Origin of the sequence: Bradyrhizobium sp. 142 (genome assembly GCF_023074015.1) — a bacterium.
GTDB lineage: Bacteria > Pseudomonadota > Alphaproteobacteria > Rhizobiales > Xanthobacteraceae > Bradyrhizobium.
On the sequence record NZ_JADPKQ010000051.1, the window covers coordinates 81,324 to 106,834 of the forward strand.

The 25,511-nt window shown below is 64.1% G+C and carries 24 protein-coding genes; 12 read left to right on the top strand and 12 right to left on the bottom strand.

From position 1 onward, the window contains the following. Window positions 1-18: 18 nt before the first annotated feature. Genes IVA82_RS05500 through glgC form a run of 3 tightly spaced genes read right to left on the bottom strand, consistent with a single transcriptional unit; the run spans window position 19 to window position 3,029 of the window. Window positions 19-279, bottom strand: a complete 261-nt coding sequence (locus IVA82_RS05500) for a SemiSWEET transporter (RefSeq protein WP_247385223.1) — start codon at window positions 277-279, stop codon at window positions 19-21. Window positions 280-309: 30 nt separating this feature from the next. Next, complete coding sequence (glgA, locus tag IVA82_RS05505) at window positions 310-1,770, bottom strand: glycogen synthase GlgA (RefSeq protein ID WP_247385225.1); 1,461 nt, start codon at window positions 1,768-1,770, stop codon at window positions 310-312. After that, complete coding sequence (gene glgC / locus IVA82_RS05510) at window positions 1,767-3,029, bottom strand: glucose-1-phosphate adenylyltransferase (protein ID WP_247385227.1); 1,263 nt, start codon at window positions 3,027-3,029, stop codon at window positions 1,767-1,769. The genes glgA and glgC overlap by 4 nt, the downstream gene beginning before the upstream one ends. Window positions 3,030-3,390: 361 nt before the next feature. Between glgC and IVA82_RS05515 the strand changes: the two genes are divergently transcribed. Beyond that, the gene (locus IVA82_RS05515) at window positions 3,391-3,813 is read left to right on the top strand and encodes a hypothetical protein (RefSeq protein ID WP_247385228.1); all 423 of its coding nucleotides are present in this window, start codon (window positions 3,391-3,393) and stop codon (window positions 3,811-3,813) included. Window positions 3,814-3,921: 108 nt separating this feature from the next. Here the strand turns inward: IVA82_RS05515 and IVA82_RS05520 are convergent, their stop codons facing one another. Together IVA82_RS05520 and IVA82_RS05525 are read right to left on the bottom strand one after the other, a co-directional pair. Further along, window positions 3,922-4,065 carry a hypothetical protein gene (locus tag IVA82_RS05520; RefSeq protein WP_247385229.1) on the bottom strand — a complete coding sequence of 48 codons (144 nt, stop codon included), beginning with the start codon at window positions 4,063-4,065 and terminating at the stop codon, window positions 3,922-3,924. Between the two features lie 409 nt (window positions 4,066-4,474). Continuing rightward, a complete protein-coding gene (locus IVA82_RS05525) occupies window positions 4,475-5,455 on the bottom strand; it encodes an ABC transporter substrate-binding protein (RefSeq protein ID WP_247385230.1) in 981 nt (326 codons plus the stop codon). Window positions 5,456-5,946: 491 nt separating this feature from the next. Here IVA82_RS05525 and IVA82_RS05530 point away from each other — a divergent pair, with 491 nt between their 5' ends. The 8 genes from IVA82_RS05530 (at window position 5,947) to IVA82_RS05565 (ending at window position 13,993) form a co-directional block, all read left to right on the top strand. Next, on the top strand, window positions 5,947-7,047 hold the full coding sequence (locus IVA82_RS05530; RefSeq protein WP_247385231.1) for an ABC transporter substrate-binding protein: 1,101 nt from the start codon (window positions 5,947-5,949) through the stop codon (window positions 7,045-7,047). Next, a complete protein-coding gene (locus IVA82_RS05535; RefSeq protein WP_247385232.1) occupies window positions 7,025-8,047 on the top strand; it encodes an ABC transporter permease subunit in 1,023 nt (340 codons plus the stop codon). The genes IVA82_RS05530 and IVA82_RS05535 overlap by 23 nt, the downstream gene beginning before the upstream one ends. Then, entirely contained in the window at window positions 8,041-8,838 is a 798-nt protein-coding gene (locus IVA82_RS05540) for an ABC transporter ATP-binding protein (RefSeq protein ID WP_247385233.1), read from the top strand. The genes IVA82_RS05535 and IVA82_RS05540 overlap by 7 nt, the downstream gene beginning before the upstream one ends. After that, on the top strand, window positions 8,832-10,004 hold the full coding sequence (locus IVA82_RS05545) for an acyl-CoA dehydrogenase family protein (RefSeq protein WP_247385234.1): 1,173 nt from the start codon (window positions 8,832-8,834) through the stop codon (window positions 10,002-10,004). The genes IVA82_RS05540 and IVA82_RS05545 overlap by 7 nt, the downstream gene beginning before the upstream one ends. A 28-nt stretch (window positions 10,005-10,032) precedes the next feature. Further along, window positions 10,033-11,133 (top strand): LLM class flavin-dependent oxidoreductase, encoded by a 1,101-nt coding sequence (locus IVA82_RS05550; RefSeq protein ID WP_247385235.1) that lies wholly within the window; start codon window positions 10,033-10,035, stop codon window positions 11,131-11,133. A gap of 384 nt (window positions 11,134-11,517) precedes the next feature. Further along, the gene (locus tag IVA82_RS05555) at window positions 11,518-12,363 is read left to right on the top strand and encodes a CmcJ/NvfI family oxidoreductase (RefSeq protein ID WP_247385236.1); all 846 of its coding nucleotides are present in this window, start codon (window positions 11,518-11,520) and stop codon (window positions 12,361-12,363) included. A 103-nt stretch (window positions 12,364-12,466) separates the two neighbouring features. Then, window positions 12,467-12,778, top strand: coding sequence for a septal ring lytic transglycosylase RlpA family protein (locus IVA82_RS05560; RefSeq protein WP_247385237.1), 312 nt, complete (start codon window positions 12,467-12,469; stop codon window positions 12,776-12,778). A 45-nt stretch (window positions 12,779-12,823) separates the two neighbouring features. After that, window positions 12,824-13,993, top strand: a complete 1,170-nt coding sequence (locus IVA82_RS05565; protein WP_247385238.1) for a Gfo/Idh/MocA family oxidoreductase — start codon at window positions 12,824-12,826, stop codon at window positions 13,991-13,993. A gap of 239 nt (window positions 13,994-14,232) precedes the next feature. Here the strand turns inward: IVA82_RS05565 and IVA82_RS05570 are convergent, their stop codons facing one another. The 6 genes from IVA82_RS05570 to IVA82_RS05595 form a co-directional block, all read right to left on the bottom strand. Next, the gene (locus IVA82_RS05570) at window positions 14,233-15,543 is read right to left on the bottom strand and encodes an ABC transporter substrate-binding protein (RefSeq protein ID WP_247385239.1); all 1,311 of its coding nucleotides are present in this window, start codon (window positions 15,541-15,543) and stop codon (window positions 14,233-14,235) included. A 189-nt stretch (window positions 15,544-15,732) separates the two neighbouring features. Continuing rightward, window positions 15,733-16,971 carry an ABC transporter substrate-binding protein gene (locus IVA82_RS05575; protein ID WP_247385240.1) on the bottom strand — a complete coding sequence of 413 codons (1,239 nt, stop codon included), beginning with the start codon at window positions 16,969-16,971 and terminating at the stop codon, window positions 15,733-15,735. 46 nt (window positions 16,972-17,017) lie between these two features. Next, window positions 17,018-18,499: an ATP-binding cassette domain-containing protein gene (locus tag IVA82_RS05580; RefSeq protein ID WP_247385241.1), complete on the bottom strand. Its 1,482-nt coding sequence runs from the start codon at window positions 18,497-18,499 to the stop codon at window positions 17,018-17,020. Further along, on the bottom strand, window positions 18,499-19,425 hold the full coding sequence (locus IVA82_RS05585) for a branched-chain amino acid ABC transporter permease (RefSeq protein WP_247385242.1): 927 nt from the start codon (window positions 19,423-19,425) through the stop codon (window positions 18,499-18,501). Before IVA82_RS05585 ends, IVA82_RS05580 begins: the two co-directional genes overlap by 1 nt. A 1-nt stretch (window position 19,426) precedes the next feature. Further along, on the bottom strand, window positions 19,427-20,302 hold the full coding sequence (locus IVA82_RS05590; protein ID WP_247385243.1) for a branched-chain amino acid ABC transporter permease: 876 nt from the start codon (window positions 20,300-20,302) through the stop codon (window positions 19,427-19,429). A gap of 101 nt (window positions 20,303-20,403) precedes the next feature. Beyond that, window positions 20,404-21,651, bottom strand: a complete 1,248-nt coding sequence (locus tag IVA82_RS05595; protein ID WP_247385244.1) for an ABC transporter substrate-binding protein — start codon at window positions 21,649-21,651, stop codon at window positions 20,404-20,406. Between the two features lie 288 nt (window positions 21,652-21,939). Between IVA82_RS05595 and IVA82_RS05600 the strand changes: the two genes are divergently transcribed. Next, on the top strand, window positions 21,940-22,944 hold the full coding sequence (locus IVA82_RS05600) for an MBL fold metallo-hydrolase (RefSeq protein ID WP_247385245.1): 1,005 nt from the start codon (window positions 21,940-21,942) through the stop codon (window positions 22,942-22,944). A 132-nt stretch (window positions 22,945-23,076) separates the two neighbouring features. On the opposite strand, the gene IVA82_RS05605 is transcribed toward IVA82_RS05600, so the two are convergent. After that, window positions 23,077-24,300 (bottom strand): SMP-30/gluconolactonase/LRE family protein, encoded by a 1,224-nt coding sequence (locus IVA82_RS05605; protein WP_247385246.1) that lies wholly within the window; start codon window positions 24,298-24,300, stop codon window positions 23,077-23,079. Window positions 24,301-24,574: 274 nt separating this feature from the next. Between IVA82_RS05605 and IVA82_RS05610 the strand changes: the two genes are divergently transcribed. Both IVA82_RS05610 and IVA82_RS48480 read left to right on the top strand, forming a co-directional pair. Then, window positions 24,575-24,820: a hypothetical protein gene (locus tag IVA82_RS05610; protein WP_247385247.1), complete on the top strand. Its 246-nt coding sequence runs from the start codon at window positions 24,575-24,577 to the stop codon at window positions 24,818-24,820. A 366-nt stretch (window positions 24,821-25,186) separates the two neighbouring features. Beyond that, window positions 25,187-25,309, top strand: coding sequence for a hypothetical protein (locus tag IVA82_RS48480; RefSeq protein ID WP_256469619.1), 123 nt, complete (start codon window positions 25,187-25,189; stop codon window positions 25,307-25,309). Window positions 25,310-25,511: the final 202 nt, after the last annotated feature.

The following is a 25,511-nucleotide window of genomic DNA, read 5'->3' on the forward strand; positions in this document are numbered from 1 at the left end:
CCCCACCGAGCTTCGAGCTCACCGGTATTTCAGCTTCATGCACAGGATGCCGCCGGCGAGCACCATGGTGATCGCATTGGCGGCGACCAGCGGAGCGTCGCCGGAGAGCAGCCCGTAGACCAGCCAGAGCGCCAGGCCCAGCACCATGACCAGGAACATGCCGAGCGAAATGTCCTCGGTCGAGCGGGTCTTCCAGACCTTAATGAATTGCGGCGCGTAGGCCGCAGTGGTGCAGGTTGCGGCGGCAAAGCCGAGCAGCTTGATTGCGAAGGGGTCCATGCCGGCTCTATAGCACTGGATTCGGCGAGGTCATGCCGTGTGACGGGCCGCCATGAGGCCTCGATACAGGGCCGCATAGTCGCCCGCCCGGTTGCGCCACGACACGTCCGTCGACAGCCCACTCAACTGCAGCCGGCGCCAGGTCACCTTGTCGTGGAAGGTGAGGTTGGCCTTGCGTAGCGTGCGCGCGAAAGCGTCCGCCGTTACCGGGCCGAACTTGAAGCCGGTAGCATCGCGGCCCGATCTGTCGGCCTCGCCGATATCGACGATGGTATCCTCGAGGCCTCCGACGCGGGCTACGATCGGCACGGCGCCATAGCGCAGCGCGCAGAGCTGGGTCAGTCCGCACGGCTCGAACCGCGACGGCACCAGCAGCGCATCCGAGCCGGCCTGGAGCAGGTGCGCCAGAATCTCGTCATAGCCGATCACGACCCCGATCCGTCCCGGATTCGCGCGCGCCGCCGCCCGATAGCGATCCTGGAGATCACGATCACCGCTGCCGAGCAGTGCGAGCTGCATGCCTTCCCCGAGGATGGTCGGAATGGCATCGAGCAAGAGATCAAGCCCCTTCTGCCAGGACAGCCGGCTGATGACGCCGAGCAGCGGGGCTTCGTCCGAGGAATCGAGATTGAACTGTTGCTGAAGCACCGCCTTGTTCGCGGCTCGGAACGTAAGGTCCTCCGCGCCGAAGCGATAGGCAATGTGCGGATCGGTCTGCGGATTCCAGACTGAAACGTCGATGCCGTTGAGGATGCCGCTCAGCACGCTCGCGCGTGCGCGCAAGAGGCCGCCGAAGCCCATCCCGCCTTCATCGGTCTGGATTTCCTGCGCGTAAGTCGGCGACACGGTGGTGATGCGGTCGGCGAATTGCAGGCTCGCCTTCAAAAAGCTGATCCCGCCGAAATATTCGAGACCGTTGACGTTGAAGGCATCCCAAGGCAAGCCGATTGCGCCGATCAGCTCGCGCGCGAACTTGCCCTGATAGGCCATGTTGTGAATGGTCATCACGGTGCCCGGTCGCGGCCGATTGTCATAGTGCAGATAGGCCGGTGCGAGTCCCGCCTGCCAGTCATGGGCATGCACGATGTCGGGTACGAAAGCGGGGATGAGGCCGTGGCCAATGTCGGCCGCCACGCGCGACAACGCGGCGAAGCGCACGCCATTGTCCGGCCAGTCGATGCCTTCCTGGGTGACGTAAGGATTGCCCGGTCGTGCATAGAGATGCGGCACGTCGAGCACGAACAGATCGAGCCCGCTATGCGAGCCTGCGAGCAGGCGGCCCGGTCCGCCAAAATAATCCGGCCAGCGCCGGATTTCATCGGCGTCCGAGAGCTGCCGCATCACGTCGGGATAGCCCGGCATCAGCGTGCGCATCTCGACGCCGTGGGCCTTCAGCGCGATCGGCAGCGCGCCGGCGACATCTGCGAGGCCGCCGGTCTTGACGATGGGGTAGACTTCGGAAGCGACCGCGAGGACGCGAACAGGCGTCATGTATTGAGCCTGTCGATCATCGGCTGGGTGATCAGCGAGATGCCCTGCTCGGTGGTGCGGAAGCGCTTGGCGTCGAGCTCGGGATCCTCGCCGATGACGAGCCCCTCCGGGATCTCCACGCCGCGGTCGATCACGACGTTCTTGAGGCGCGCGCCGCGGCCGACATTCACGTACGGCATGATCACTGCGTTCTCGACAGTGGCGTAGGAGTTGACGCGCACACCGGTGAACAGCAGCGAGCGGCGCAGCGAAGCGCCGGAGATGATGCAGCCGCCCGAGACCAGCGAGCTCACGGCCTGGCCGCGCCGGCTTTCCTCGTCGTGGACGAACTTGGCGGGCGGGGTTATCTCGGAGTAGGACCAGATCGGCCAGGCGCGGTCGAACAAATCCAGCTCCGGCACCACGTCGGTGAGGTCGATATTGGCCGCCCAATATGCATCGACCGTGCCGACGTCGCGCCAGTAGGAGCCGTTGTCGTTACCGGATCGCACGCAGGAGCTGGAGAATTGGTGCGCGATGGCGCGGCCGTTCTTCACGATGTAGGGGATGATGTCCTTGCCGAAATCATGGTTCGAGTTCGGATCGCTAGCGTCGCGTTTGAGTTCCTCGAACAGGAATTTCGCGTCGAACACGTAGATGCCCATGCTGGCGAGCGAGACGTCCGGCCTGCCCGGCATCGGCGGCGGATCGGCGGGCTTCTCGAGGAATGACTGGATCCAGCCGTTCTCGTCGACATGGATGATGCCGAAGCCCGAGGATTCCGCGCGCGGCATTTCGAGGCAGCCGACCGTGACGTCGGCGCCGCTGTCGACGTGCTGACGCAGCATCAGCTCGTAGTCCATCTTGTAGATGTGGTCGCCGGCGAGCACCACGATGAAGCGGCAGGCATGCGACTCGATGATGTCGATGTTCTGGTAGATCGCATCGGCCGTGCCGACATACCACATGTTCTCCGACACGCGCTGGCTGGCCGGGAGAATGTCAAAGCTCTCGTTGCGCTCGGGGCGGAAGAAGTTCCAGCCCATCTGCAGATGCCGGATCAGGCTGTGGGCCTTGTACTGGGTGGCAACCGCGATGCGGCGGATGCCCGAGTTCACCGCGTTCGACAGTGCGAAATCGATGATGCGGGATTTGCCGCCGAAATAGACTGCAGGCTTGGCGCGGCGGTCGGTCAGCTCCAGGAGCCGGCTGCCGCGGCCGCCGGCCAGGACGAATGCCAACGCTTGGCGGGCAAGGGGCTCAGGTCTCGCGGCATTCATGTCATCCTCCCACTCACGTCTGGCTCGGGCCGAGGCTATTTGTCGCGAGAAACCCGTTCGGCGCGCGGCATTGGAACCGATAGTAATGCTACGAATAGTAAATCGGGAAGATGGTTGTTGGTTGCGCACGCGGGAAGCTTAATGCTTTGCGGGTGTCCCCGCGCCTCATGCCGGTGTCATTTCGGCGAAGAGACGCGTCGATCCCGCTGCATGCCCGCCCAACCGGTAACCCAACGATCGAGCCGTGGACAGGTGCCTTGTGCGCTGCACGCAGATTCGAGGCTTTGACTTAGCGCTGGGATGCCTGATCATGGGCTTTGCGATCTTTTTTCGAATGAAACGTCAGACAGGGAGCAAGACGATGACGATCTGGAAAGCGGCAATTACCTGTTCGCTGGCCGGCGCGGTCATGGCCGGCCAAATCGAGCGGGCAGCGGCGGCCCCGATGCCCACCAATGTCGCGACCATGAAAGCCGCGGCCGGCGATGACGTCACGCAGGTGCGTTGGCGCGGTGGAGGTTGGGGCTGGGGCCTGGGCCTGGGCGGCCTTGCGGCCGGCGCGATCATCGGCAGCGCCATCGCCGGCGCGCCTTATGGCTATTACGGCGGACCGTATTACGGTGGCCCCTACGGCTATGGTTACGGCTATGCGCCGGCATATTATGGATACGGGCCGGCCTATGCATATCCGGGCTACGGCTACCGCCGGTACTACCGGCCCTATCGCCCCTATTATGGATACTATCGGCCGTATCCCAGCCCGTACTATCGCGCCTATTGGTGAGCGCGCGGCTCCAGCATGATCCGGAAAGTGTGCAGCAGTTTTCCGAAAAGGTCATGCGCGAATCACAACCAAAAACGCGATGACGATTCACCCCAATCTCATCGCGCCTTAGAGCGAGAACCACACGATCAGGCTCATGCAGGCGAAATGCGCGAGCACGATCGCGGCGAGATGAAGTGGGCCGGCCTTGAGGCGAAGCTCGCGCATCTCGCCGCCCTTTGCCCTACCGGATTTGCCTATTGCCGCGAACACAGTGCGCTTCCTCTCCCGCTTGCGGGCAGGGCGATCGCATATGAGTGCACGATGCGGCGACATCGGCGGTGGGCTCCCTCTCCCGCTTGCGGGGAGGGTTGGGGTGGGGGTTCTCCGCGTCGGGATTGTTGAGATTGAGCAGGATATCCCCCCGTGGCGAGAGCCCTCACCCGTCGCGCTCTGCGAGCGCGTCGGCCTCTCCCGCAAGCGGGAGAGGCGGAGCAAGCCGCGGACAATCCTCGTCAAATCCATATACGATCGCCCTGCGCTTGCGGGGGGTGGGGTGGGGGTGTCTCCGCGGCCGAGACCCCCCAGAGGAGAAAGCCCTCACCCGGCGCGCTGCGCTCAATCTCTCCCGCTTGCGGGAGAGATTGAGCGAGCCCGCGGCTCGGTCCGAACGTTATCTCGTCTAGTTCGACCCGGCGGCCGCGGCCGTGAAGGTGCGGTCGACGGCCTGGCTGACGTCGAGCTTCTTCGGCAGGATGCTGTAGCGCGTCGAGCGGTCGGATGCATCCTGCACCTCCTTCACCACGTTCGCGTCGATCACGATCGGGCTGGTGCGCTGCGCCGTGTAGGCCGAGAGCAGGACGTCTTCGGGCAGCTTGGTCAGCTCGGCCGTGTTCTTCGCGTACTCGCCCAAGTGATCCAGCGACCACAGCCGCGCCTTGTTCAGCCGCTGCACGAGGTCCTGCACCGCCCCGCGCTTGGTGGCGATGGCGTTGTCGGAGGCGACGATGAAGGTGATGGTGGGCGTGAGGCCTTCGCCGTCGGCGATCACGCGGGCCTTGTCCTTGAGCGTCGCGAACGAGACGTAGGGCTCCCACACCGCCCAGGCGTCGATCGAGCCTGCGACCAGCGCGATCTTGGCATCGACCGGGCCGAGCGGGGCGAAGATCGCGTCCTCGAGCTTGATCTGTGCCTTCTCCAGCGTCGCATCGATCAGGAACTGGCCCCAGCCGCCGCGGGTGCCGGCGAGGCGCTTGCCCTTGAGGTCGGCCGCCGACTTGATCGACGAATCCTGGCGCACCAGGATCGCTTGCGTCTTCGCCTCCGATCTCGTGCCGCCGATCGCTTTGATCGGCGCGCCGGCCGCGTAGACTGAGAGGAACGAGAGGTCGCCGGTATAGCCGACGTCGAGCGCCCCGGCGTTGAGCGCTTCCAGGATCGGTGCCGCAGCGGGGAATTCCGACCATTCGATCTTGTACGGCAGGTCCTTCGCATAGCCTGAAATCTCGAGCAGCGAGCGGTTGCCGCCCTTCTGGTCGCCGACGCGGAGCACGACCGTGTCGGCCGCGAACGACGCGGCGGCCGTCGACAAGGTGATGGCTGCAGCGAACAGCGATGCCGCGAGCCGGCGCGTGATGGGATGGTCGTGGGAGTTGATGCTCATGTGCTTTGTCTTGCTTGATCTGTCTTGTTGCTTTGCTCACGACGCGTGAGCGAACGATGCAGCGAGACGATCAAGTCTATGGGCACGCAAAGTGCAGTCAATGAAATGGCTGACCGTATTGCGCGCGCGATGAGCAAGGACCTTTCAACGAATCCGTGCTTTCGAGAAAGCCCGGCGCGAGCAGCCGGCAATGCGCAAGAATGATGCAGATGCTGGAGTCGCCGCGAGGATCGCGAGTCGACGCACCCGGTGGAAATCGTTTCATCGTTCCCGTGCGTGCCGATGGAGAGAATGACTTCGCTCCGCGCAACATTCGAAATTCCATTTCATTGACGACATGACGAGCGCGCCGCATGATTTGCGCATCGCATCAACGCGGCGCGTGATCGCCGACGGACAGATTTTCTCTCAACGCAGCTCCGCACGGAACATGCGCAACGCCGGGTGTTGCGCAGTCGGCGAAGCCGTGCCAGCGCAGGAGCAAGAAGCGGATGAACAACGAGACCAAGCGCGGCGGATCGAGCCTCGATCGGCGCCATCTGCTCCAGGCGGGGCTCGCGGCGGCTTTCGCCGCGCCGCTTGGCGCGTTGGGCGCACAGGCCTTCGTGCCGCGCGAGATCGCGCCCGGTGTCGACTTCTCGGAATTTCCGCTGTGTCAGACGGCGGCAGATAGCCCCGCGCTCACCGGTGCACCGCGCAAGCTGAAGCTGTCGTGGAACGCCGGCGCGGTCTGCCTTGCGCCGGTGCCCATCGCCATCGAGCACGGCTTCTTCAGGAAGCACAATCTCGACGTCGAACTGGTCAACTATTCGGGTTCGACCGACCAGCTGCTCGAGGCAATCGCCACCGGCAAGAGCGACGCGGGACTCGGCATGGCGCTGCGCTGGTTGAAGCCGCTGGAGCAGGGCTTTGACGTCAAGATCGCCGCCGGCACCCATGGCGGTTGCATGCGCGTCTTGTCGCGCACCGACTCCGGCGTCAGCAAGCTCGCCGATCTCAAGGGCAAGACCGTCGCGGTCGGCGATCTCGCCGGCCCCGACAAGAACTTCTTCTCGATCCAGCTCGCTAAGCTCGGCATCGATCCCAACAAGGACGTCGACTGGCGCGCCTATCCCGGCAACCTCCTCAACGTCGCGGTGGAGAAGGGCGAGGTCCAAGCTTTCCTCTCGTCCGATCCGCTCGGTTATCTCTGGCTCAAGGACAGCCAGTACAAGGAAGTTGCCTCCAATCTCGACGGCGAGTATCGCGAAAAAAGCTGCTGCATCCTTGGCCTGCGCGGCAGCCTGGTGCGCGAGGAGCCGCAGGTCGCGCGCGCCATCACGCAGGCGCTGCTCGATGCTGCGATGTTCACCTCGCAGAATTCGGTCGTGGCGGCGAAGTCGTTCCAGCCCTACGCTCCGAAGGCAGCCACGCTCGCCGATATCGAGGGCATGGTGCGCTACCACACGCACCACCATCACCCCGTGGGCGAGGTGCTGAAGCGCGAGCTCAAGGCCTATGCCGACGATCTGAAGAGCGTACAGGTCTTCAAGCAGAGCACCGACACCGCCAAATTCGCGGAGCGCATCTATGTCGACGTATTCGCTGTCTGACGGCCTCGCCACCGGCGCGCCGCGGGTCTCGCGCACACCGCTGCTTGCGATCTGGGTGCGGGAATCCGGCGTCGGCATCCTCGCTTGCGTCGTCTGGATTGCGTTCGGCCTCTCCTGCCTGTGGTGGGAGGACGTCGGCGACTGGTCGCGGACGCACTCCCTCGGGATTGCCGCCTTCATCGTCGCCGCGGTCGCCCTGTTCGGAACCGTCGGCGCCGATTATCTCGGATCGGCGGGTCGCGGCTTGCGCAAGCGCGCGCCGTGGCTGGTGGCGCTCGGTGCGTTCTTGACATTATGGGAGGTGGCGACTGCAAAATTCGCCTGGCTGCCGCTGCCGTTCTTCCCGCCGCCGCAGTCGATCATCGAAGTCTATACCGATGACCTGCCAAAGCTGCTCGACAGCGTGTTTGCCTCGGTCAAGCTTCAGCTCGGCGGCTATCTGATCGGCGCCACGATCGGCTTTCTGACCGGTGTCTCGATCGGCTGGTCGCGCGCGGTCGGCTATTGGGTGCATCCGGTGCTGCGCTTCATCGGTCCGCTGCCGGCGACCGCGTGGCTGCCGATCGCCTTCTTTGCCTTTCCGTCGAGCTGGAGCGCTTCGACGTTCCTGATTGCGCTGGCAACCGGATTCCCTGTCACCGTGCTGACCTGGTCGGGAGTCGCGAGCGTCAGCAACGCCTATTACGATGTCGCGCGCACGCTGGGGGCAAAGCCGGCCTTCCTGGTGCTGAAGGTCGCAATCCCTGCGGCATTGCCGCATGTGTTCGTCGGGCTGTTCATGGGCCTAGGCTCGTCCTTTGCCGTGCTGGTCGTCGCCGAGATGATCGGCGTCAAGGCCGGGCTCGGCTGGTACCTGCAATGGGCTCAGGGCTGGGCCGCCTACGCCAACATGTATGCTGCGCTGATCGTGATGTCGCTGCTCTGCTCCGGCGCGATTACGCTGCTGTTTGCGATCCGCGATCGCCTGCTGGTGTGGCAGAAGGGGACCGTGAAATGGTAGCCGCAGCACTCGCCGAATCCATCACACACCCGGCCGCAGGCGCCGCGCTCGACATCGAGCAGGTCAGCCACGCCTTCGACATCGACGGTGCCGAGCTGCCGGTGCTCGACGACGTCACCATCTCCGTCGAGCCCGGCGAGTTCGTCGCGCTGCTCGGCCCCTCCGGCTGCGGCAAATCGACCTTGCTGCGTCTCGTCGCGGGCCTCGACAAACCCAGGTCCGGAACGCTGCGCGAGGACGAGAGCCGCATCAAAAGTCCGCATCCCTCGCGCGTCGTCGTGTTCCAGGACCCGACGCTGTTTCCCTGGCGCTCGGTCTGGGACAATGTCGCGCTGGGGCTGGAAGCGCAGGGCATCCTTACGAGTCAGCGCCACCGCGTCGATGCCGCGCTCGATCTCGTTGGCCTCGCGTCTTTTCGCAATGCCTATCCGCATCAGCTCTCCGGCGGCATGGCGCAGCGCGTCGCACTCGCCCGCGCGCTGGTCAACGATCCCAAAATCCTGATCCTGGACGAGCCGCTCGGCAAGCTCGACTCGCTCACTCGCATCACCATGCAGGCCGAGCTGCTCTCGCTCTGGCAGCGCAAGGGCTTTACCACGCTGCTGGTAACGCATGATGCCGAAGAGGCCCTGGTGCTCGCCAACCGCGTCATCGTCTTCAGCGACCGTCCGGCGCGGGTCAAGGCCGACATCCGGGTCGACCGACCCTATCCGCGTCATCGCGGCGATCCTTATCTTGCGGACCTGCGTCGCCAGATTCTTGGTCTCTTGGGGCTGGATGCCACATGGTAACTTCCGCAGCCAAGGGGCGCATGGCCCACAGCGAGCCCGACTACATTGCGCGAGCCAAGGCGCTGGCCGGAACATTTGCGGCGCGTGCGGCCGAACACGACCGCACCGCGAGCTTTCCGTTCGAGAACTTTCGCGAGCTCTCCGAGGCGGGCCTGCTGTCGCTGACGGTGCCCGCGGCCTATGGCGGAGCCGGTGCCGGCGCAAGACACACCGCGCGCGTCATCGGCATCGTCGGCAAGGCCGATCCGTCGACCGCGCTGGTGCTGTCGATGCACTACATCAACCATCTGGTGATGGCGCGGAGCCAGACTTGGCCGGCGCGGCTGTCGCGCAAGCTCGCGCGCGAGACTGTAGAGGGCCTTGCACTGGTCAACGCGCTGCGCGTCGAGCCGGAGCTCGGCTCGCCGGCGCGCGGCGGCCTGCCGGCGACTATGGCACGGCGCACCGAGACCGGATGGCGCCTCACCGGCCACAAGATCTATTCGACGGGGTCGCCGATCCTGAAATGGTATCTGGTCTGGGCGCGGACCGACGAGGTCGAGCCGCGGATCGGACAGTTCCTGGTGCCTGCGGGACTGCCGGGGACGCGCATCGTCGAGACCTGGGACCATCACGGCCTGCGCGCGAGCGGCAGCCACGACGTCATCTTCGACGATGTCGTCATCCCGCTCGATTCCGAAGTCGATGTCCGCAAGCCTGCGGACTGGCGGGTGCCCGACGTCACGCAGGCGATCGTCCATACGGTCTTCGTCGCCGCGATCTATGACGGTGTCGCGCGCGCGGCGCGTGACTGGCTGATCGCGTTCCTGAAGCAGCGCGCCCCCGCCAGCCTCGGCGCGCCGCTGGCGACCTTGCCTCGGGCCCAGGAAATCCTCGGCGCCATCGAGGCCCGGCTCGCGGTGAATGCACGGCTGATCAACTCCTTCGCGGGCGATTTCGATGACGGCTTCGAACTTTCTGCCACGGAGTCCAACGTCGTCAAGCTGACCGTGACCAACAATGCCGTTGCGGTGGTCGAGGACGCGCTGTCGCTGACCGGCAATCACGGCCTGTCCCGTGCCAACCCGCTGGAGCGGCATTATCGCGACGTGCTGTGCGGACGCGTGCACACACCGCAGGACGATTCCACACGCATCGGCCTCGGCCGTGCTGCGTTGGGACTTTAGGTTTCCGCCAAACATCAGGGAGACGATCATGTCGATCGAGTTCATCGGCTTTATCAGCAACAACAATTCGTCCGAGACTGTGGTCCGCGAGGGTCCGATCCTCAATCCCACCCACATCGAGACGGTGGCGAAGGCGCATGAGAATGCCGGGTTTGATCGTGCGCTGCTGGCGTTCCACTCCACCGCACCGGACGCCCTCCAGGTCGCTCAGCATGTTCTGGGCGTCACGGGCCGGCTCAACGTGCTGATCGCGCAGCGGCCCGGCTTCACCGCACCGACGCTGCTGGCGCGGCAGTTCGCCGTGCTCGACCAGTTCTCGCGCGGCCGCGTCGCACTCCACGTCATCACCGGCGGCAACGCCACGGAGCTGCGGCAGGACGGCAACACGCTCGACGACAAGGACGAGCGTTATGCCCGCACCTCCGAATTCCTCGACGTGCTCAAGCTGGAATGGACCAGCGACAAGCCGTTCACCTACAAGGGCAAGTACTACCAGATCGAGAACGCCTTCTCGCAGGTGAAGCCGCATCGTCCGGAAGGCATCCGCGTCTATTTCGGCGGCGCCTCGGATGCGGCGATCGAGGTCGCCGGCAAGCACGCCGATACGTTTGCGCTGTGGGGTGAATCCTACGCGCAGGTGCGCGACGTCACCTCCCGCGTCCACAACGCCGCAATCAGGCAAGGGCGGCCGACGCCGCGCTTCAGCCTCTCGGTGCGGCCGATCATTGCGTCGACCGAGAAGCAGGCCTGGGAAAAGGCGGAAGAAATATTGGCGCGCGCCACCGCGCTCCAGGACAAGACCGGCTACCGCAAGCCGGCCGACGGCCATGCCACGGCCGGTGCGCGGCGCCTGCTCGCGCTCGCCGATCAGGGCAGCCGCATCGATAAGCGACTCTGGACCGAGATCGCAAAGCTCACCGGCGCCAACAGCAACACCACTGCACTGGTCGGCACGCCCGAGCAGGTCGCGGAAGCCTTCGGCGACTATTACGACCTCGGCATCTCCCACTTCCTGATCCGCGGCTTCGATCCCCTGATCGACGCCATCGAATATGGCCGCGAGCTGATACCGCTAACGCGCGAGCTCATTGCCAACCGTCAGGCCGTTCGCGGCGAGGCCGCGGAATGATCCGCTTCGTGCTGGTCTAATCTTTGCGCGCGAGAGCCAGTTTTGCAGAACGGCGCCGACGCGATCGAAGACGGAGTTGTAGCGTGCGCTTTCCCCTCCCCTTGTGGGAGAGGGTGGCTCGCCGCGTAGCGGCGAGACGGGTGAGGGGTCTCTCTCTGCGTGCTCATCGCTCACAATCGAGTTCGTGGATAGAGACCCTCCGGCGCTTCGCGCCACCTTCTCCCACAAGGGGAGAAGGAGAGTAGCGTAGGCTGGGCCATCCTCGAAACGTTCGTACTGCAGTTCTTGACACTGGCAACACCCCTATTGCTATTTGCATCGTCGCCCTTGCAGCCCCACGCACCTCGTCAAAAATCAACCAGCGACCACATTGGGAGACTGGCCATGGGCCTGCAAGAAACTAAAATCGAATCGCTTCCCTTCGTCACCGCTGAACTCAACTACCTCGCACCAACGTCAGGCAAGCCGCGCACCTACGCCTTCGATCCGCCGCCGGGCGAGCCGAAGAGCACATCGTTGCCGGAGCCGCACCAGGTTCCGATCTTCGATGCACGGCTGATCGCCAACAATTTCTCGCTTGATCGCGAGGGCTTCGCGCTGGTGCGCCATCCGAACCAGGTCAAGGACTTCTACAACGATGCCGAGGTGAGGGCAGTCTACTATCCCGCTGTGGAAGCCTTTCTGCGGGCGACGCTGAAAGCCGACCGGGTTTTCATCTTCGATCACACCGTGCGCCGGCGTGTCGAGGGCGCCCCTGATATTCGCGGCGGCGGCCCTCGCCAGCCTGCGGCACGCGTCCATGTCGACCAGACCGCGACCTCCGGCGCGAACCGCGTCCGCGAGCATCTGCCTGACGAAGCCGAAGAGCTGCTCAAGGGCCGCGTTCAGGTGATTAATCTGTGGCGGCCGATCCGCGGGCCCTTGCGCGATTCTCCGCTTGCCATGGCCGACGGCAGCACGGTCGCGCCGGATGATCTTATCGCCTCCGACCTGATCTATCCCAATCGTCGCGGCGAGACATACTCGGTGAAATACAATCCGAAACATCGCTGGTTCTATTTCCCCGAGATGACGCCGGACGAGGCGCTCCTCCTCAAGTGCTATGATTCCGCAACCGACGGCCGCACCCGCTTCGGGCCGCACACAGCTTTCGTCGACCCGACCACGCCGGCCGATGCGGCGCCACGTGAAAGCATCGAGGTCCGCACGCTGGTCTTTCACAAACAGTAACAATGTGTGATGGCACTGCCGGGCAATGCCCGGCAGTGGTTTGGGAACCCAGGGGAACCAACGAACGTTTGCGCCTCGGGCAGGGCCAACCCGGAGCGATGCCGTGCGAGCGCAGACGACGCTATTCTCTTGCCTTGCCACTTTTTCGTTTTCTGCTGCTTCCGTTGCACACGCCGAGAGCGGACTCGCCTCATACTACGGCTACGGCAAAGCCGGCAAAGGCGAGTTGACCTGCGCGCACCGAACGCGCCCCTTCGGCAGCCTGCTGAGGGTGTCCTATGGCAGCCGCTCGATCCAATGCCGCGTCAATGATCGCGGCCCCTTCATTCGCGGCCGTATCGTCGATCTCTCCGTCCCCGCCGCTCGCGCGCTCGGCATGATGAGCGCCGGCGTGGTCCGCGTCTCGGTGGAATAGGCCCGCGATCACGCTATAGTGCCGCCAAGCAAGGTGAGGGGCGCTATGGCAAGGATCAGGGTTGGGCTCATAGGCTGCGGCTTCGTCTCGGAGTTGCACATGTATGCGTTCCGGCGCGTCTACGGCGTGGATGTCGAGGTCGGGGCGGTCGCCGCGCGCGGCGACCATGTCGTCGCATTCGCCAGCCGCCACCAGATCCCGCGCGTCTACCGAAGCTTTGCGGAAGCGATCGCCGACCGCGAGCTTGACGTCATCGACATCTGCACGCCGCCCAATCTCCACGCCGAGATGATCGTAGCCAGCATGCAGGCCGGCAAGCACGTCATCTGCGAAAAGCCCTTTGCCGGCTATTTCGGCCGCGAAGGCGATGCTCAGCCGATCGGCAAGCACGTGCCGAAGGCGCTGATGTATGAGCGCGTGCTGGAGGAGATGGACGCAACGCGCGCGGCGATCGAACGTACCGGAAAACTCTTCATGTATGCCGAGGACTGGATCTACGCGCCCGCGGTGACCAAGACCGCTGAGATCATCAAGGCCACGAAAGACAAGATCCTGTTCATGAAGGGAGAGGAGAGCCATTCCGGCTCGCATGCGGCGCACGCCGCGCAGTGGGCCATGACCGGTGGCGGCTCGCTGATCCGCATGGGCTGTCATCCGCTCTCGGCCGTGCTCTATCTGAAGCAGGTCGAGGCCAAGGCGCGCGGCGAGACCATCCGCGTCGCCAGCGTCACCGCCGATGTCGGCAACGTCACCGCGTGCCTGAAGCCCGAGGAGCGCACCTACATCAAGGCCAATCCGATCGACGTCGAGGATTGGGGCACGCTGACCGCGACGTTCTCCGACGGCACCAAGGCCACCGTGTTCTCCGGCGACATGATCATGGGCGGAGTGCGCAATCTGATCGAGACCTACACCTCCGGCGGTTCGCTGTTCGCCAACATCACGCCGAACACGCACCTGATGAGCTACCAGACCAGCGAGGAGAAGCTCGCCAGCGTCTACATCACCGAAAAGGTCGATCGCAAAACGGGCTGGCAATATGTCTGTCTCGAGGAGGAATGGACGCGGGGCTATCTGCAGGAAATCCAGGACTTCATGGAATGCACCGTGACCGGCCGGCAGCCGCTGTCGGACCTCGCGCTGGCGTACGAGACGATCAAGGTGAACTACGCGGGCTATTGGGCCGCGGAGGAGGGGCGGCGGGTGGTGTTGTAGGCGTGGCAAAGTCGCTAAAATTGGCCGCAGGCGCGCTGCCAATCCTTCTCCCATTGTGGGAGAAGGTGGCGCGAAGCGCCGGATGAGGGGTTGTCTCCGCGAATTCGAGGGTGAGAAATTCACGTGTGGAGAGAGACCTCTCACCCGTCTCGCCGCTATCGCGGCGAGCCACCCTCTCCCACAAGGGGAGAGGGGAAGACGGCGCCGATGCGCTACGATCTGTTTCAGCACATTCAGTGCTACATCCCGTAGGTCGATCCCTTCGGCAGCGGAAACACCGGATCCCGCGTGCGGATGTTGGTCGGCCATACCACCGAGATGTGCTCACCGGCATTCTGCATCACGACTGGCGTCGAGCGCTCGTTCTGGCCGGAGAGCGGCGTGCCCGGCGGGAAGAACTTGACGCCGTAGCCCTGAATGGTGCCGCCGGCGGGAATATCGACGTCGAGCGCGGCTTTGCGGATCGCCTCGGGCTCGAAGCTACCGTATTTCTCTTTCGCGACTGGCAGCACGTTGTTGAGCAGCACCCAGGTTTGGTTGAAGCCCATCGAGCAGTGCGGCGGCACGTCAGTGGCGTTCATCTTGGCCTGGTAGCGCGAAACCATGGTCTTGATCAGATCGCCGATGCCAGGTGCGAGCTTTGATGGATCGAGCAGCTGCGCGGGCACCGGATCGATGTTGCAGAAATTGTCGATGTCGGGGCCGAAGGTCGCGCGCAGCTTGTCGAGCTGGCTGTAGCCGGCGCCGGCGCCGAACAGCATCTTGAAGCGCAGGCCGCTCTCGCGTGCCTGGCGCAGGAACAGGGTGATGTCCGGGTTGTAGCCGGCATGGGAGATCACATCGACCTTGGCGCGCTTGAGCTTGGTTACGAGCACCGAGAGATCGGGCGCGGAGGCTGAATAGCCTTCGCGCATCACCACCTGGATGCCGGCCTGCTTGGCATAGGCCTCGTCGGCGGCGGCAACGCCGACGCCATAGGGGCCGTCCTCGTGGATCAGCGCGACCTTGACGTCCTTCGGCTCCATGCCGAGCTTGGCTTTCGCATGCTCGTTGATGAAGCTTGCAAAGGCCTGGCCGTACTGGTCGGAATGGATCTGTGCGCGAAACACGTATTGCAGGTTCTTGTCCTTGAACACGGCAGTCGACACCGCGGTCGTGATCCAGAGGATCTTCTTCTGCTGCTCCACCCTGGCGGCGAGCGGCACGGCGTGCGAGCTCGCATAGACGCCATTGAGGATGTCGATCTTCTCCTGGTTGATCAGGCGTTCGGCCTCGTTGATCGCGACATCGGGCTTGCTCTGGGAGTCGGCCGCAACCGGCACGATCCTGGTCTTGCCGCCGATACCGCCCTTCTCGTTGACGAGATCGATGGCGATCTGCGCGCCGACCGAGGAGGCGACCGAGCCGCCGGCGGCGAACGGACCGGTCAGATCGTAGATCAGCCCGATCCGCAATGTCTCGGCTTGCGCTTGTGCTCGTGTCCAATCGAGGCTGAGTGCGGCGGCAGCAGCCGCCGAGCTCTTCAGCAGGGTCCTGCGTGAAGTCGGCATCCTATCCTCCCTCTGAACCGCCTTTTGTGACTGGCTTTTATTTTTGCGAAGTATTCAGAGCGGGCGGTAGAAAGTCAACATCGCCCAAGGTCGATAGCCGCGGCCGCGCCACACGACGCATCTGCGAAAGACAAGCAAAAGGCCCATCGCTCCGCGCGGAGCGATGGGCCGATGTTGACGCGGGGCTGATTACTGCGACAGCTTCACGAAGCTGGGAAACTTGAGCTTTCCTTCCGCGATCTTTTCGGGCCAGACCACGATCTGCTTGGAGTCCTGCCACTGGAAGACCAGGCCGGTGACCGCACCGGGACCGGACTTGATGCCGTGGGTGAACTCGTCGTTCTTGCCGTAGAACTGGATCCGGCCGATCGTGCCCTCGAAGTCGGTCTTCTCCATCTCTGCGACCATCTTGTCGGGATCGGTCGAGCCCGCGCGCTTGATCGCGTCGGTGATGATGTAGACTTCGTCATAGGCGGTATAACCGGTATAGGCCGGCGGGGTACCGAACTTGGCTTTGAAGGCTGCCGCGAACGGCTTTGTCTTGGGTGTCACAGCAACGTCGGGCGTCGCCACCGCCAGCGATGGCACGCCGTCGGCAGCGCCGTTGGTGTCTTTCCAGAAGCTCGGGCTCAGCGCCTGCGCGCTGATGCCGAACATCGGGACCGGCACCTGCTGGTTATTCCACTGCACCGTCGGCTGCACACCGACATGCGAGATGCCGGTCACGATCACGTCCGGCTTCTTGCCCTCGATGTTGTTGAAGATGGGGGTGAAGTCGGTGGTATCAGGTGAGAAGCGCACGTGCTCGACGACCTTGAGGCCGGCCTTGGGCAGGCAGGCCTCGTAGCCGACGTCGAGCGGCTTGGTCCAGGCCGCGTCCTCGCTCATGATCGCGACCGTCTTGAACTTCAGCTTGTCGACCAGCAGATCCTTGGCCGCATCGCAGACGAGCTGCGCCTGCGCCGCCGAGGTCAGATAGCCGTGGAAGGTGTACTTGTGCTTCTCGTAATCGTTGTGGATCGCCTTGGTGATCTCGTTCGAGGCGGCACCCGGCGTGATCAGCGGCATCTTCAGCCGCGCCGCCCAGGGCTCGAGCGCGAGCACGACCTCGCTGATATAGCTCGCGATCACGGCGGAGACCTTGTCCTCACTTACCGCGCGCTGGAACGCGCGCACCGAGTCGGCCGACGAGCTCTTGTTGTCGTAGGTAACGATCTCGATCTTGCGGCCGAGGATGCCGCCCTTGGCGTTGATCTCATCGGCGGCGATCTGCGCGCCGCCCGGCGTCGCGGCACCGGCGATCGACTGCACCTCGGCGATGACGCCGATCTTGATCGGATCGTTCGACTGCGCGTAGGCGGGCGCTGCGAGGCAGAGTGCCAGCGCTGAGGCGAGCAAGCCGCTGCTCAGAATCGTTCGTGGTCGCATGGTCGTTTTCCCTTTCTGTTGATTTATTGTTGTTGTGAATGCGACTTCAGAGATATCCGGCGCCGGCTTCGCTCGCGAAGCGGCCGGGATCGCCCTCCCAGACGATCCGCGCGTGCTCAAGCACATAGACGCGGTCGGCATGCGGCAGCGCAAAGGTCACGTTCTGCTCGCCGAGCAGCACCGTGATCGACGTAGTCTGCCGCAGCTTCGTTAGCGCCTTGGACAATTGTTCGAGGATGACGGGCGCGAGGCCCAGCGTCGGCTCGTCCAGGATCAGGATCTGCGGCTGCATCATCAGCGCGCGGCCGATCGCCAGCATCTGCTGCTCGCCGCCGGAGAGTGTCTGCGCCAGTTGTCCTTGCCGCTCCTTCAGGATCGGGAACAGCTCGAACAGCCAGGCCAGCTGCGCCGCGCGATTGCCGTCGGAAAGGTGCTGGCCGCCGAGATCGAGATTTTCACGCACACTCATCTCGCCGAACAGCTCGCGCGATTCCGGGCATTGCACGAGACCACTACGGGCGATCTTCGCCGCACTCGTGCCGCGCAGCGTTTCGCCGCTGCGAATGATCTCGCCGCTGTAAGGCAAGAACCCGGAGATGGTGTTGAACAGCGTGGTCTTGCCCGCGCCGTTCAGGCCGACGATGGAGACGAACTCGCCTTCGTGCACGTGGATCGAGACATCCTCCAGCGCCTGCGCCTTGCCGTAATGGACGCTGACGTTCTCGACCTGCAGCAGCGGCACCTTGTCCCTGAAGCTGGTCTCGGGCCGGGCATGAATTTCGAGAGCCCCGCCGAGATAGACCTTCCGCACGGTCTCGTTCTTCATGACCTCGTCGGCCTTGCCGGTGACGATCTCCTCGCCGAGATACATCGCGAGCACACGATCGACGAGCGCCGCGACGCTCTTGACGTTGTGATCGACCAGCATCACCGCACGGCCTTCGTCGCGAAAGCTGCGGATCAGGTCGGAGAAGACGTCGACCTCGGCGCGCGTGAGGCCGGCGAAGGGCTCGTCGACCAGCACCACCTTGGGATCGCGGGCGATGGCTTTCGCGAGCTCGAGCCGGCGCAGATCCGCGAACGGCAGCGTGGGCGGGCGGCGGTGCATGACGGCACCTAACCCGACGCGGTCGGCGATCCACTTGGCGCGCTCGACCAGCGCCTTGTCGGGGAATAGCATGAACAGGCTGTCCGGCAGCAGCGCCACCATGATGTTCTCCAGCACGGTCTGCCGGTTCAGTGGCCGCGAATGCTGGAACACCATGCCGAATCCTTTTCGCGCGATCTTGTGCGCGGGCAGGCCGGCCACATTCTCGCCCTCGAAGATCACTTCGCCGGCGCTCGGGCGCTCGATCCCCATCACGCTCTTCATCGCGGTCGACTTGCCCGAGCCGTTCGGCCCGATCAGGCCGAAGATCTCGCCGCCATTGACCTCGAAGCCCAGGTTCTTGACCGCCGTCAATCCGCCGAAGCGCTTTGTGAGACCGCGGACTTCGAGCACCGCCCTGTTTGCAATCCTCATATCCATCACGAACGAGCCTCGCGCGAGAGGGCCGCTCCGAGGAAGCCGCCGGGGAAGAACAGCACGACAAGGAGCGCGACCGCCGAGACGATGAAGGTCGCGAGCTCGCCGGTGGGCCGCAAGAATTCGCCGGCGACGATCAGGAAGATTGCGCCGAGCGCCGCGCCAAGCACGGTGCGCCGGCCGCCGAGCACGGCCGAGACGATCACGTTCACGCCGACCGCGACGTCGACGACGGTGCCGACCGAGGCAGTGCCGAAGTAGAACACCAAAAGTGCGCCGGATAATCCCGAAAAGAACGCGCTGACGATGAAGGCGGCGAGCTTGTGCTTGACGATGTTGAAGCCGAGCGCGCCAGCCTGCACCGGGTCCTGGCCGCTCGCCTGGAGCACGAGCCCGATCGGCGATTGCGACAGGCCGTAGAGAATGGCCGCCGAGATCGTCATGAAGCCGAGCGCAATCCAGTAATTGACCCCGGCGTCGATCGAGATGACGTCGGGGATAGTCAGCCCGATCTCGCCGCCGGTGAGGTCGGCGAACACCACGATGAAATTCTGCAGCATCAGCACCGCGACCAGCGTGGTTAGGCCAAAATAGGGCCCGCGCACTCGCAGCGCCGGCAGCGCCAGCACGAGGCCGGCGATGACTGAAGCGAGCGCGCCAAGCACGATGCAGAGATAGACCGACCAGGCGAACTGGGCATTCAGGATGCCGGCGGTGTAGGCGCCGACCCCGATCAGGAAGGTCGGGCCGAAATTGACCTCGCCCGCAAAGCCGAACAGCAGGTCCCAGGCCATCGCGAACACGCCGAAATAGAAGGCGACCGTCAGAAGCCCGAGCACGTAGCCGGAGACGTAGAGCGGCAAGGTCGTGGCGATCGCGACGAGCGCGAGCGAGATGAAGAACAGGCGTGACGTGAAGAAGGTGGACATCTCAGCGCCTCCCCAGAAGGCCCTGGGGCCGGATGTACATGACGACCACGAGCAGCAAGAGCGCCGGAATGGTGCGGTAGGCCGGCGAGACCAGATAGGCGGTGAGGGTCTCGAGATAGCCGACCACGAAGGCCGCGATCAGCGAGCCGGAGACGCTGCCGAGCCCGCCGAGCACGACGATCGAGAACGCGCTCGCCGTCAGCGGCCCCACGCTGTACGAACTGACGCCCAGAAACATCCCGAGCAGCACGCCGGCAATGCCGGCCAGGATGCCGTAGATCGCCCACACCACGATATAGATGTTGGTGAGCTCGAGCCCGAGCAGAGTGACGCCGCGCGGGTTCATCGAGGCCGCCAGCACCGCCTTGCCGGTGCGGGTGCGGTTCACCAGCAGCCACAGCAGCGCGATGACGAGGCAACACACGATCGCAGTAAAAATCTCGTTCTTCGGCGTGCGGACGCCGAGGATCTCGACGACGCCCTCGACGATCGGCAGCACTGTCTTGGCGTTATTCGTGAAGAAATAGGCGATCAGCTCCTGGATCATGATGCCCCACAAGAGCGTGCCGGTGAGGACGAAGATCTCCTTTTCCTCGTTCGGAATGCGCCGGGAGTCCTGAATGGGCTTCACCACCGCGAAGTAGGTGGCAAAGGCGATGACGAGGGCGACCGCGACCCCGATCAGCGCGCCGGCATAGGTGCCGACATTCAGGATGCTGGCGGCGGCCCAGGCCGCCACCGCCGCCGCCACCATGATCGCACCGTGGGAGAGGTTGAGCACGCCGGAGACGCCGAAGATCAACGTGAACCCGGTGGCACCGAGAGCGTAGAGGGCGCTGATGGCAAAGCCATCGATCAGGATTTGAAATGCTTGCATCTGCGATTGGCCAGAGGGCAGTTTCGCTGCCGGATTGAGAGAAGGTGCCGCGTGGGCCGGACGTGGAAGCTCCCGGGAGGTGAGCCCGGGAGCGGTTCCGACTAGTTCGTGCTGAGCTTGACAAAGCTCGGGAACTTGATGTCGGTCCTGGCGACGTCCTTCGGCCAGACCGCGATCTGCTTGCCGTCCTGCCATTGCAGCATCAGCCCAGTGATCAGGCCTTTGCCGTATTTGATCGAGTGGGTGAACTGATCGTCCTTGCCGTAGAACTGGACGCGGCCGATGGTGCCTTCCCAGTCGGTCTTCTCCAGCGCATCGACCAGCTTGTTGGCGCCGGTCGAGCCCGCCCGCTTTACGGCATCGGCGATGTAGTAGACCCCGTCATAGGCGGTGTAGCCCGCATAGGACGGGTAGTTGCCGAACGTCTTCTTGAAGTTCTCCGCGAACGGCACCGACTTTGGCGTGACCGCGACGCCGGGACCGGAGACGCCCTGGTAGAGCACGCCCTCGGCGGCCTGGTTGGTGTCCTTGCCGAAGGTCTCGTTGGTCGCTTGCGAGGAGATGCCGAACATCGGGATCGGCACCTGCTGGTTCTTCCACTGCACCGTCGGCTGCACGCCGACATGCGAGATGCCGGTGATGATGACATCAGGCTTGCTGCCCTCGATCTTGTTGAAGATCGGCGTGAAGTCTGTCGTGTCGGGTGAGAAGCGGATGTGGTCGAGCACCTTCAGCCCGATCTTGGGCAGGCATTCTTCGTAGCCAATATCGAGCGGTTTGGTCCAGGCGGCGTCCTCGCTCATGATGACGGCCGACTTCATATGCATCTTGTCGACAAGCAGATCCTTCGCCGCGTCGCAAACCGACAGCGCCAGCGCCGCCGAGGTCAGATAGCCGTGAAAGGTGTATTTATTCTTCTCGTAATCGGCGTGAACGCTCTTGCTGATCTCGTTGGAGGCTGCACCCGGCGTGACGAACGGCGTCTTCAGTCGCGAGGCCCAGGGCTCCAGCGCCAGCACGACTTCGCTGATATAGCTTGCGATGACCGCGTTGACCTTGTCCTCGTTCACCGCGCGCTGGAATGCTCGCACCGAGTCCGCCGATGAGGAGTGATTGTCGTAGGAGATGATCTCGATCTTGCGGCCGTCGCCGCCGCCGCTCGCATTGATCTCGTCGGCGGCGAGTTGGGCGGCCTGAGGAATCGATGCGCCGGCAATCGCCTGCGCTTCCGCGATCACGCCGATCCTGATCGGATCTGCCGCAAGTGCCGCGCCCGATGCAGTCATCGGTGCACCGATCGTTACCGCACCGAGGAATATTCGCAATGCACCAGAGAGTATGATTTTCATGTTGTTCTTCTCCCTTGAACAAGCCTCTTATGAGCTATTGGCCGCGACTATAACGGCGATGATATTCTCGGCAAGTGAAACCGCGTTCAGGATTGCGAGGGACGGACCAAGGTCTAGCGCTGCGCAAATAGAGAGAGCAGGGCCAGGCATGCAGATTTCGGCGGCGGGCATGCATCTGAGCCGCGGGCGCCGATAGGCTCCGCCGGCTCAGTTGCTGTTAACGCGTCGCCGCCCGAGAAGGTCCTAAGAGACGAGAAGGTTCTAAGAGACGGGAAGGTCCTAAGAGATATGGCTCAACTGGTTCAATGCCGCCTGGTCAACGAGCCGCTTGCCGATCCTGGCCTGTTGGTCGACTTCAGGTTCGGACGGCGCGCCATGCTGTTCGACATCGGCGATCTCTCGGCGCTGTCGAGCCGCGAACTGCAGCGCATCAGCGACGTCTTCGTCAGCCATCGGCACATGGATCACTTCGCGGGCTTCGACCAGTTGCTGCGGGTCCGGCATCAGCAACCCGGCCGCGTGCGCGTGATCGGCCCGCCCGGTCTCGTCGACGGCGTCGCCGGAAAGCTTGCGAGTTATAGCTGGAATCTGCTCGGCGCAAATTCGCAGGACTTCGCGATCGAAGCGGCCGAGTTTCACGACGGCCGGCTCGGTGACTGGACCATCTTTCCAGCAAGGCAGCAGTTTCGCGCGGCGCGGTACGAGAAAGCGGTCTTGCCGCCGGGGCTGGTGTTCCGGGACGGCGATCTCTCTATCGAGGCGGTGACGCTTGATCACGGCATTCCCTGCCTCGGTTTTGCGTTGCAGGAGACGGTGCGGGTCAACGTCTGGACCGTCGGATTGGCGCAGCTTGGTCTCGACGTCGGCCCCTGGCTCAACGCGGCCAAGCGCGCGGTCCGCAGTGGTGCGGGGGAGGATGCGTCGATTGCCGTGGATGCCGGCCGCATTATCAAACTCGGTGAACTCACGCGGCACGCGCTCAAAGTCGCGCCCGGACAGCGCGTAGCATACGTGACCGACGTCGCCTTCACCCCCGCCAACGCGGAGAACATTATCGCGCTCGCGCGAGGTGCCGATCATCTCTTCATCGAGGCGGCCTTTGCCGGCGACGATGCGGATATTGCACAGCAACGCCGGCACCTGACGGCCGCGCAGGCCGGCCATCTCGCCCGCACCGCCGGCGTGAAGCGGATGACGACGTTTCACTACTCGCCGCGTTACCTCGACACGCCCGACCGGCTGCGCGCCGAAGCGGATGCCGCATTTGCCGGCGAATCCGCGCAGTCGCCTTGACCATCGCTGTCGCCGGCCCGCGCCCTTAGGCGATGAAATCCCCGGCATGTAAGCAAATGTCGCGTGCACAAAACGATCGGGCGCCGGCAGTTCAGGCCGGCGCCCCTTCGCTTATGGATCGCGTGGTCGGCTTCAGCCGGGCCCTGCGCCCTGTGTCGCCGTGTAGACCGCGTAGAGTGACTGGCTCGCGGCCATGAACAGGCGGTTGCGCTTGGGACCGCCAAAGCAGATGTTGCCGCAGACTTCGGGCAGGCGGATGCGGCCGAGCAGCTTGCCGTCAGGCGACCACACCGTCACGCCGTTATAGCCGACGGCGCGGCCGGCATTGCTGGAGGCCCAGATATTGCCGTTGACGTCGCAGCGCACGCCGTCCGGCCCGCACTTCACACCGTCGATCGTGCAATCGCTAAACCGTTTTGGATTGCTGAGCTTGTTATCGCTCCCGACGTCGAACACGAAGATCTCGCCCTTGCCGCCGGGCCCGGTGTCGCCTGGTCCCTTGCCGGTCGAGGCGACGTAGAGCTTCTTGAAATCGGGCGAGAAGCACAGGCCGTTGGGATCGGGCACCTGCTCCTCGGTGACGACGAGATCGACACGGCCGGAGGGATCGATGCGGTAGCAGTTGGTCGGCAGCTCGCGCTTGCCGGGCACGAAACCAGCCGGCTGTCCGATCCGCGGATTGAGCTTGCCACCGGAATTGCTTGGGCCGCCCGCGGTGTCGGGCTCGCCCTCGTAGAGCTGGCCGCCATAGGGCGGATCGGTGAACCAGTAACTGCCGTCGGGATGCGCGACGACGTCGTTCGGGGAGTTCAGCCGTTTGCCCTGATAGGAGTCCGCAAGCACCGTGGCGGTGCCGTCATGCTCGTAACGTGTCACCCGCCGGGTCAGGTGCTCGCAGGAGAGCTGGCGGCCCTGGAAGTCGAACGAGTTGCCGTTGGAGTTGTTGGATGGCGCGCGAAACACGCTGACGCGTCCGTCGTCCTCGCTCCATCGCATCTGCCGGTTGTTGGGTATGTCGCTCCACAACAGATACCGTCCCTGCGCGCTCCATGCCGGACCTTCGGCCCACAGCACACCGGTATAGAGGCGCTTGATCGCGGTATTGGGCTGGGCGAGGTCGTTGAAGGACGGATCGACGGCGATGATGTCGGGATCCCAGAAATAGGTGGTCGGCGCGCCGCCCGGGCCGAAATCGCGCGGCGGGGTGGTGATTGTCGTCGGCGGCGCGGCCGGTCCGGTCTGGGCCAGCGCCTGGCCCGCGCCCGCCATGGTGGCGCCGGCGCAGAGGGCCAGCCCCTGGACCAGCGTTCGTCGTGAAAGCGCAGCGTCCTGGTCACGCTGCTTTTGGCGTGTCATCGCGTCCTCCCGGTCATGTTCGCTGGCCGGTTGATCCGGCGAGCAGCTGTGAAGGTTAGTCCGGTCTGCGTCCGGTTGCGAGCACCGGTTTGCATCCTTTGCGCGCCTCCGAGCCACAAACCCGGAACTCGATGCACACCGGCCACAGAAGTCGCGACGCGACAATTCGTTCCACCTTGCAGGTCAACCGGAGCCCGTTTTGTCCCCTGTCAAGCCTTGACCTCGCACGCGATGTTGGCAGAACTCGCTCCTGGGGCAAATGACGGAGTTCGTTGTGCTAGCCGCTGTCGTACTGGTCTTGGTGCTCGCCATCGCGTTCGCCGCGGGTTATTTCACGCGCGATTTCGTGTCTCGCAAGCGGCGTGCTGAAGCCCGCCGCTGGCGTGAGTATACGCAGCCGGATTGGCTCCCCGCCGCCGCGCCTGCCAACACCAACGAGGTCGTGCCCCCGGCCACAGGCGAGCTCGGCCAGATGCTGAACCGCTGGGAGACGCGGGCCCGCGCGCGCCGCGCGGGATAGCCGTCGGCTCACGCGCCCGTCATCTTTCATCGCCATTCCAGGGCGTGCGATGCGCGAACTATGATGCACAATTGCGCATCTGAGAATCCAGAACTCGGCCGGAATGCGTCGCGAGAAGGCGAGGGTGTGTCTGATGTTCGAGATGTAATGTTGATACCGCGCACGAACCTACGACCATCACCCTGAGAGGTGCCGAGGCGTAGCGGAGGCCTCGAAGGGCGACAGCCCAGCTGCATCCCGGCCGTCATCCTTCGAGGCTCCCCACGCGACGCTTTGCGTCGCATGGCTCGCGCCTCAGATCCTATGGGTGGCGGGTGGTCAGGAGAGGTAGGATTAGATTGCAACATCCAGCCTCGGAGGACCAAGATGATCAAGCTCGATCGCACTGAGACACCCGCCGCAGCGGAGCATGCCACGGTTTATCTGGTTTTTGAACTGAGCCAAGCGAAATGGAACTCGGCGTGTTGCTGCCGGGATCGCAGAAGCTGAGCCGCTATACGATCGGTGGCGGCGACCTGGCCGCCTTGACGGCCCGGCTTGCCGACATGCGCAAGAAGGCGGCCGCAGATGGCCGTGCCGGTACGTGTTTTGTCGTGCTACGAGGCGGGTCTCGACGGCCACTGGCTGCATCGATGGCTGATGGGACAAAGTGTCATCAACCATGAAATCGATCCCTCCAGCATCGAGGTGA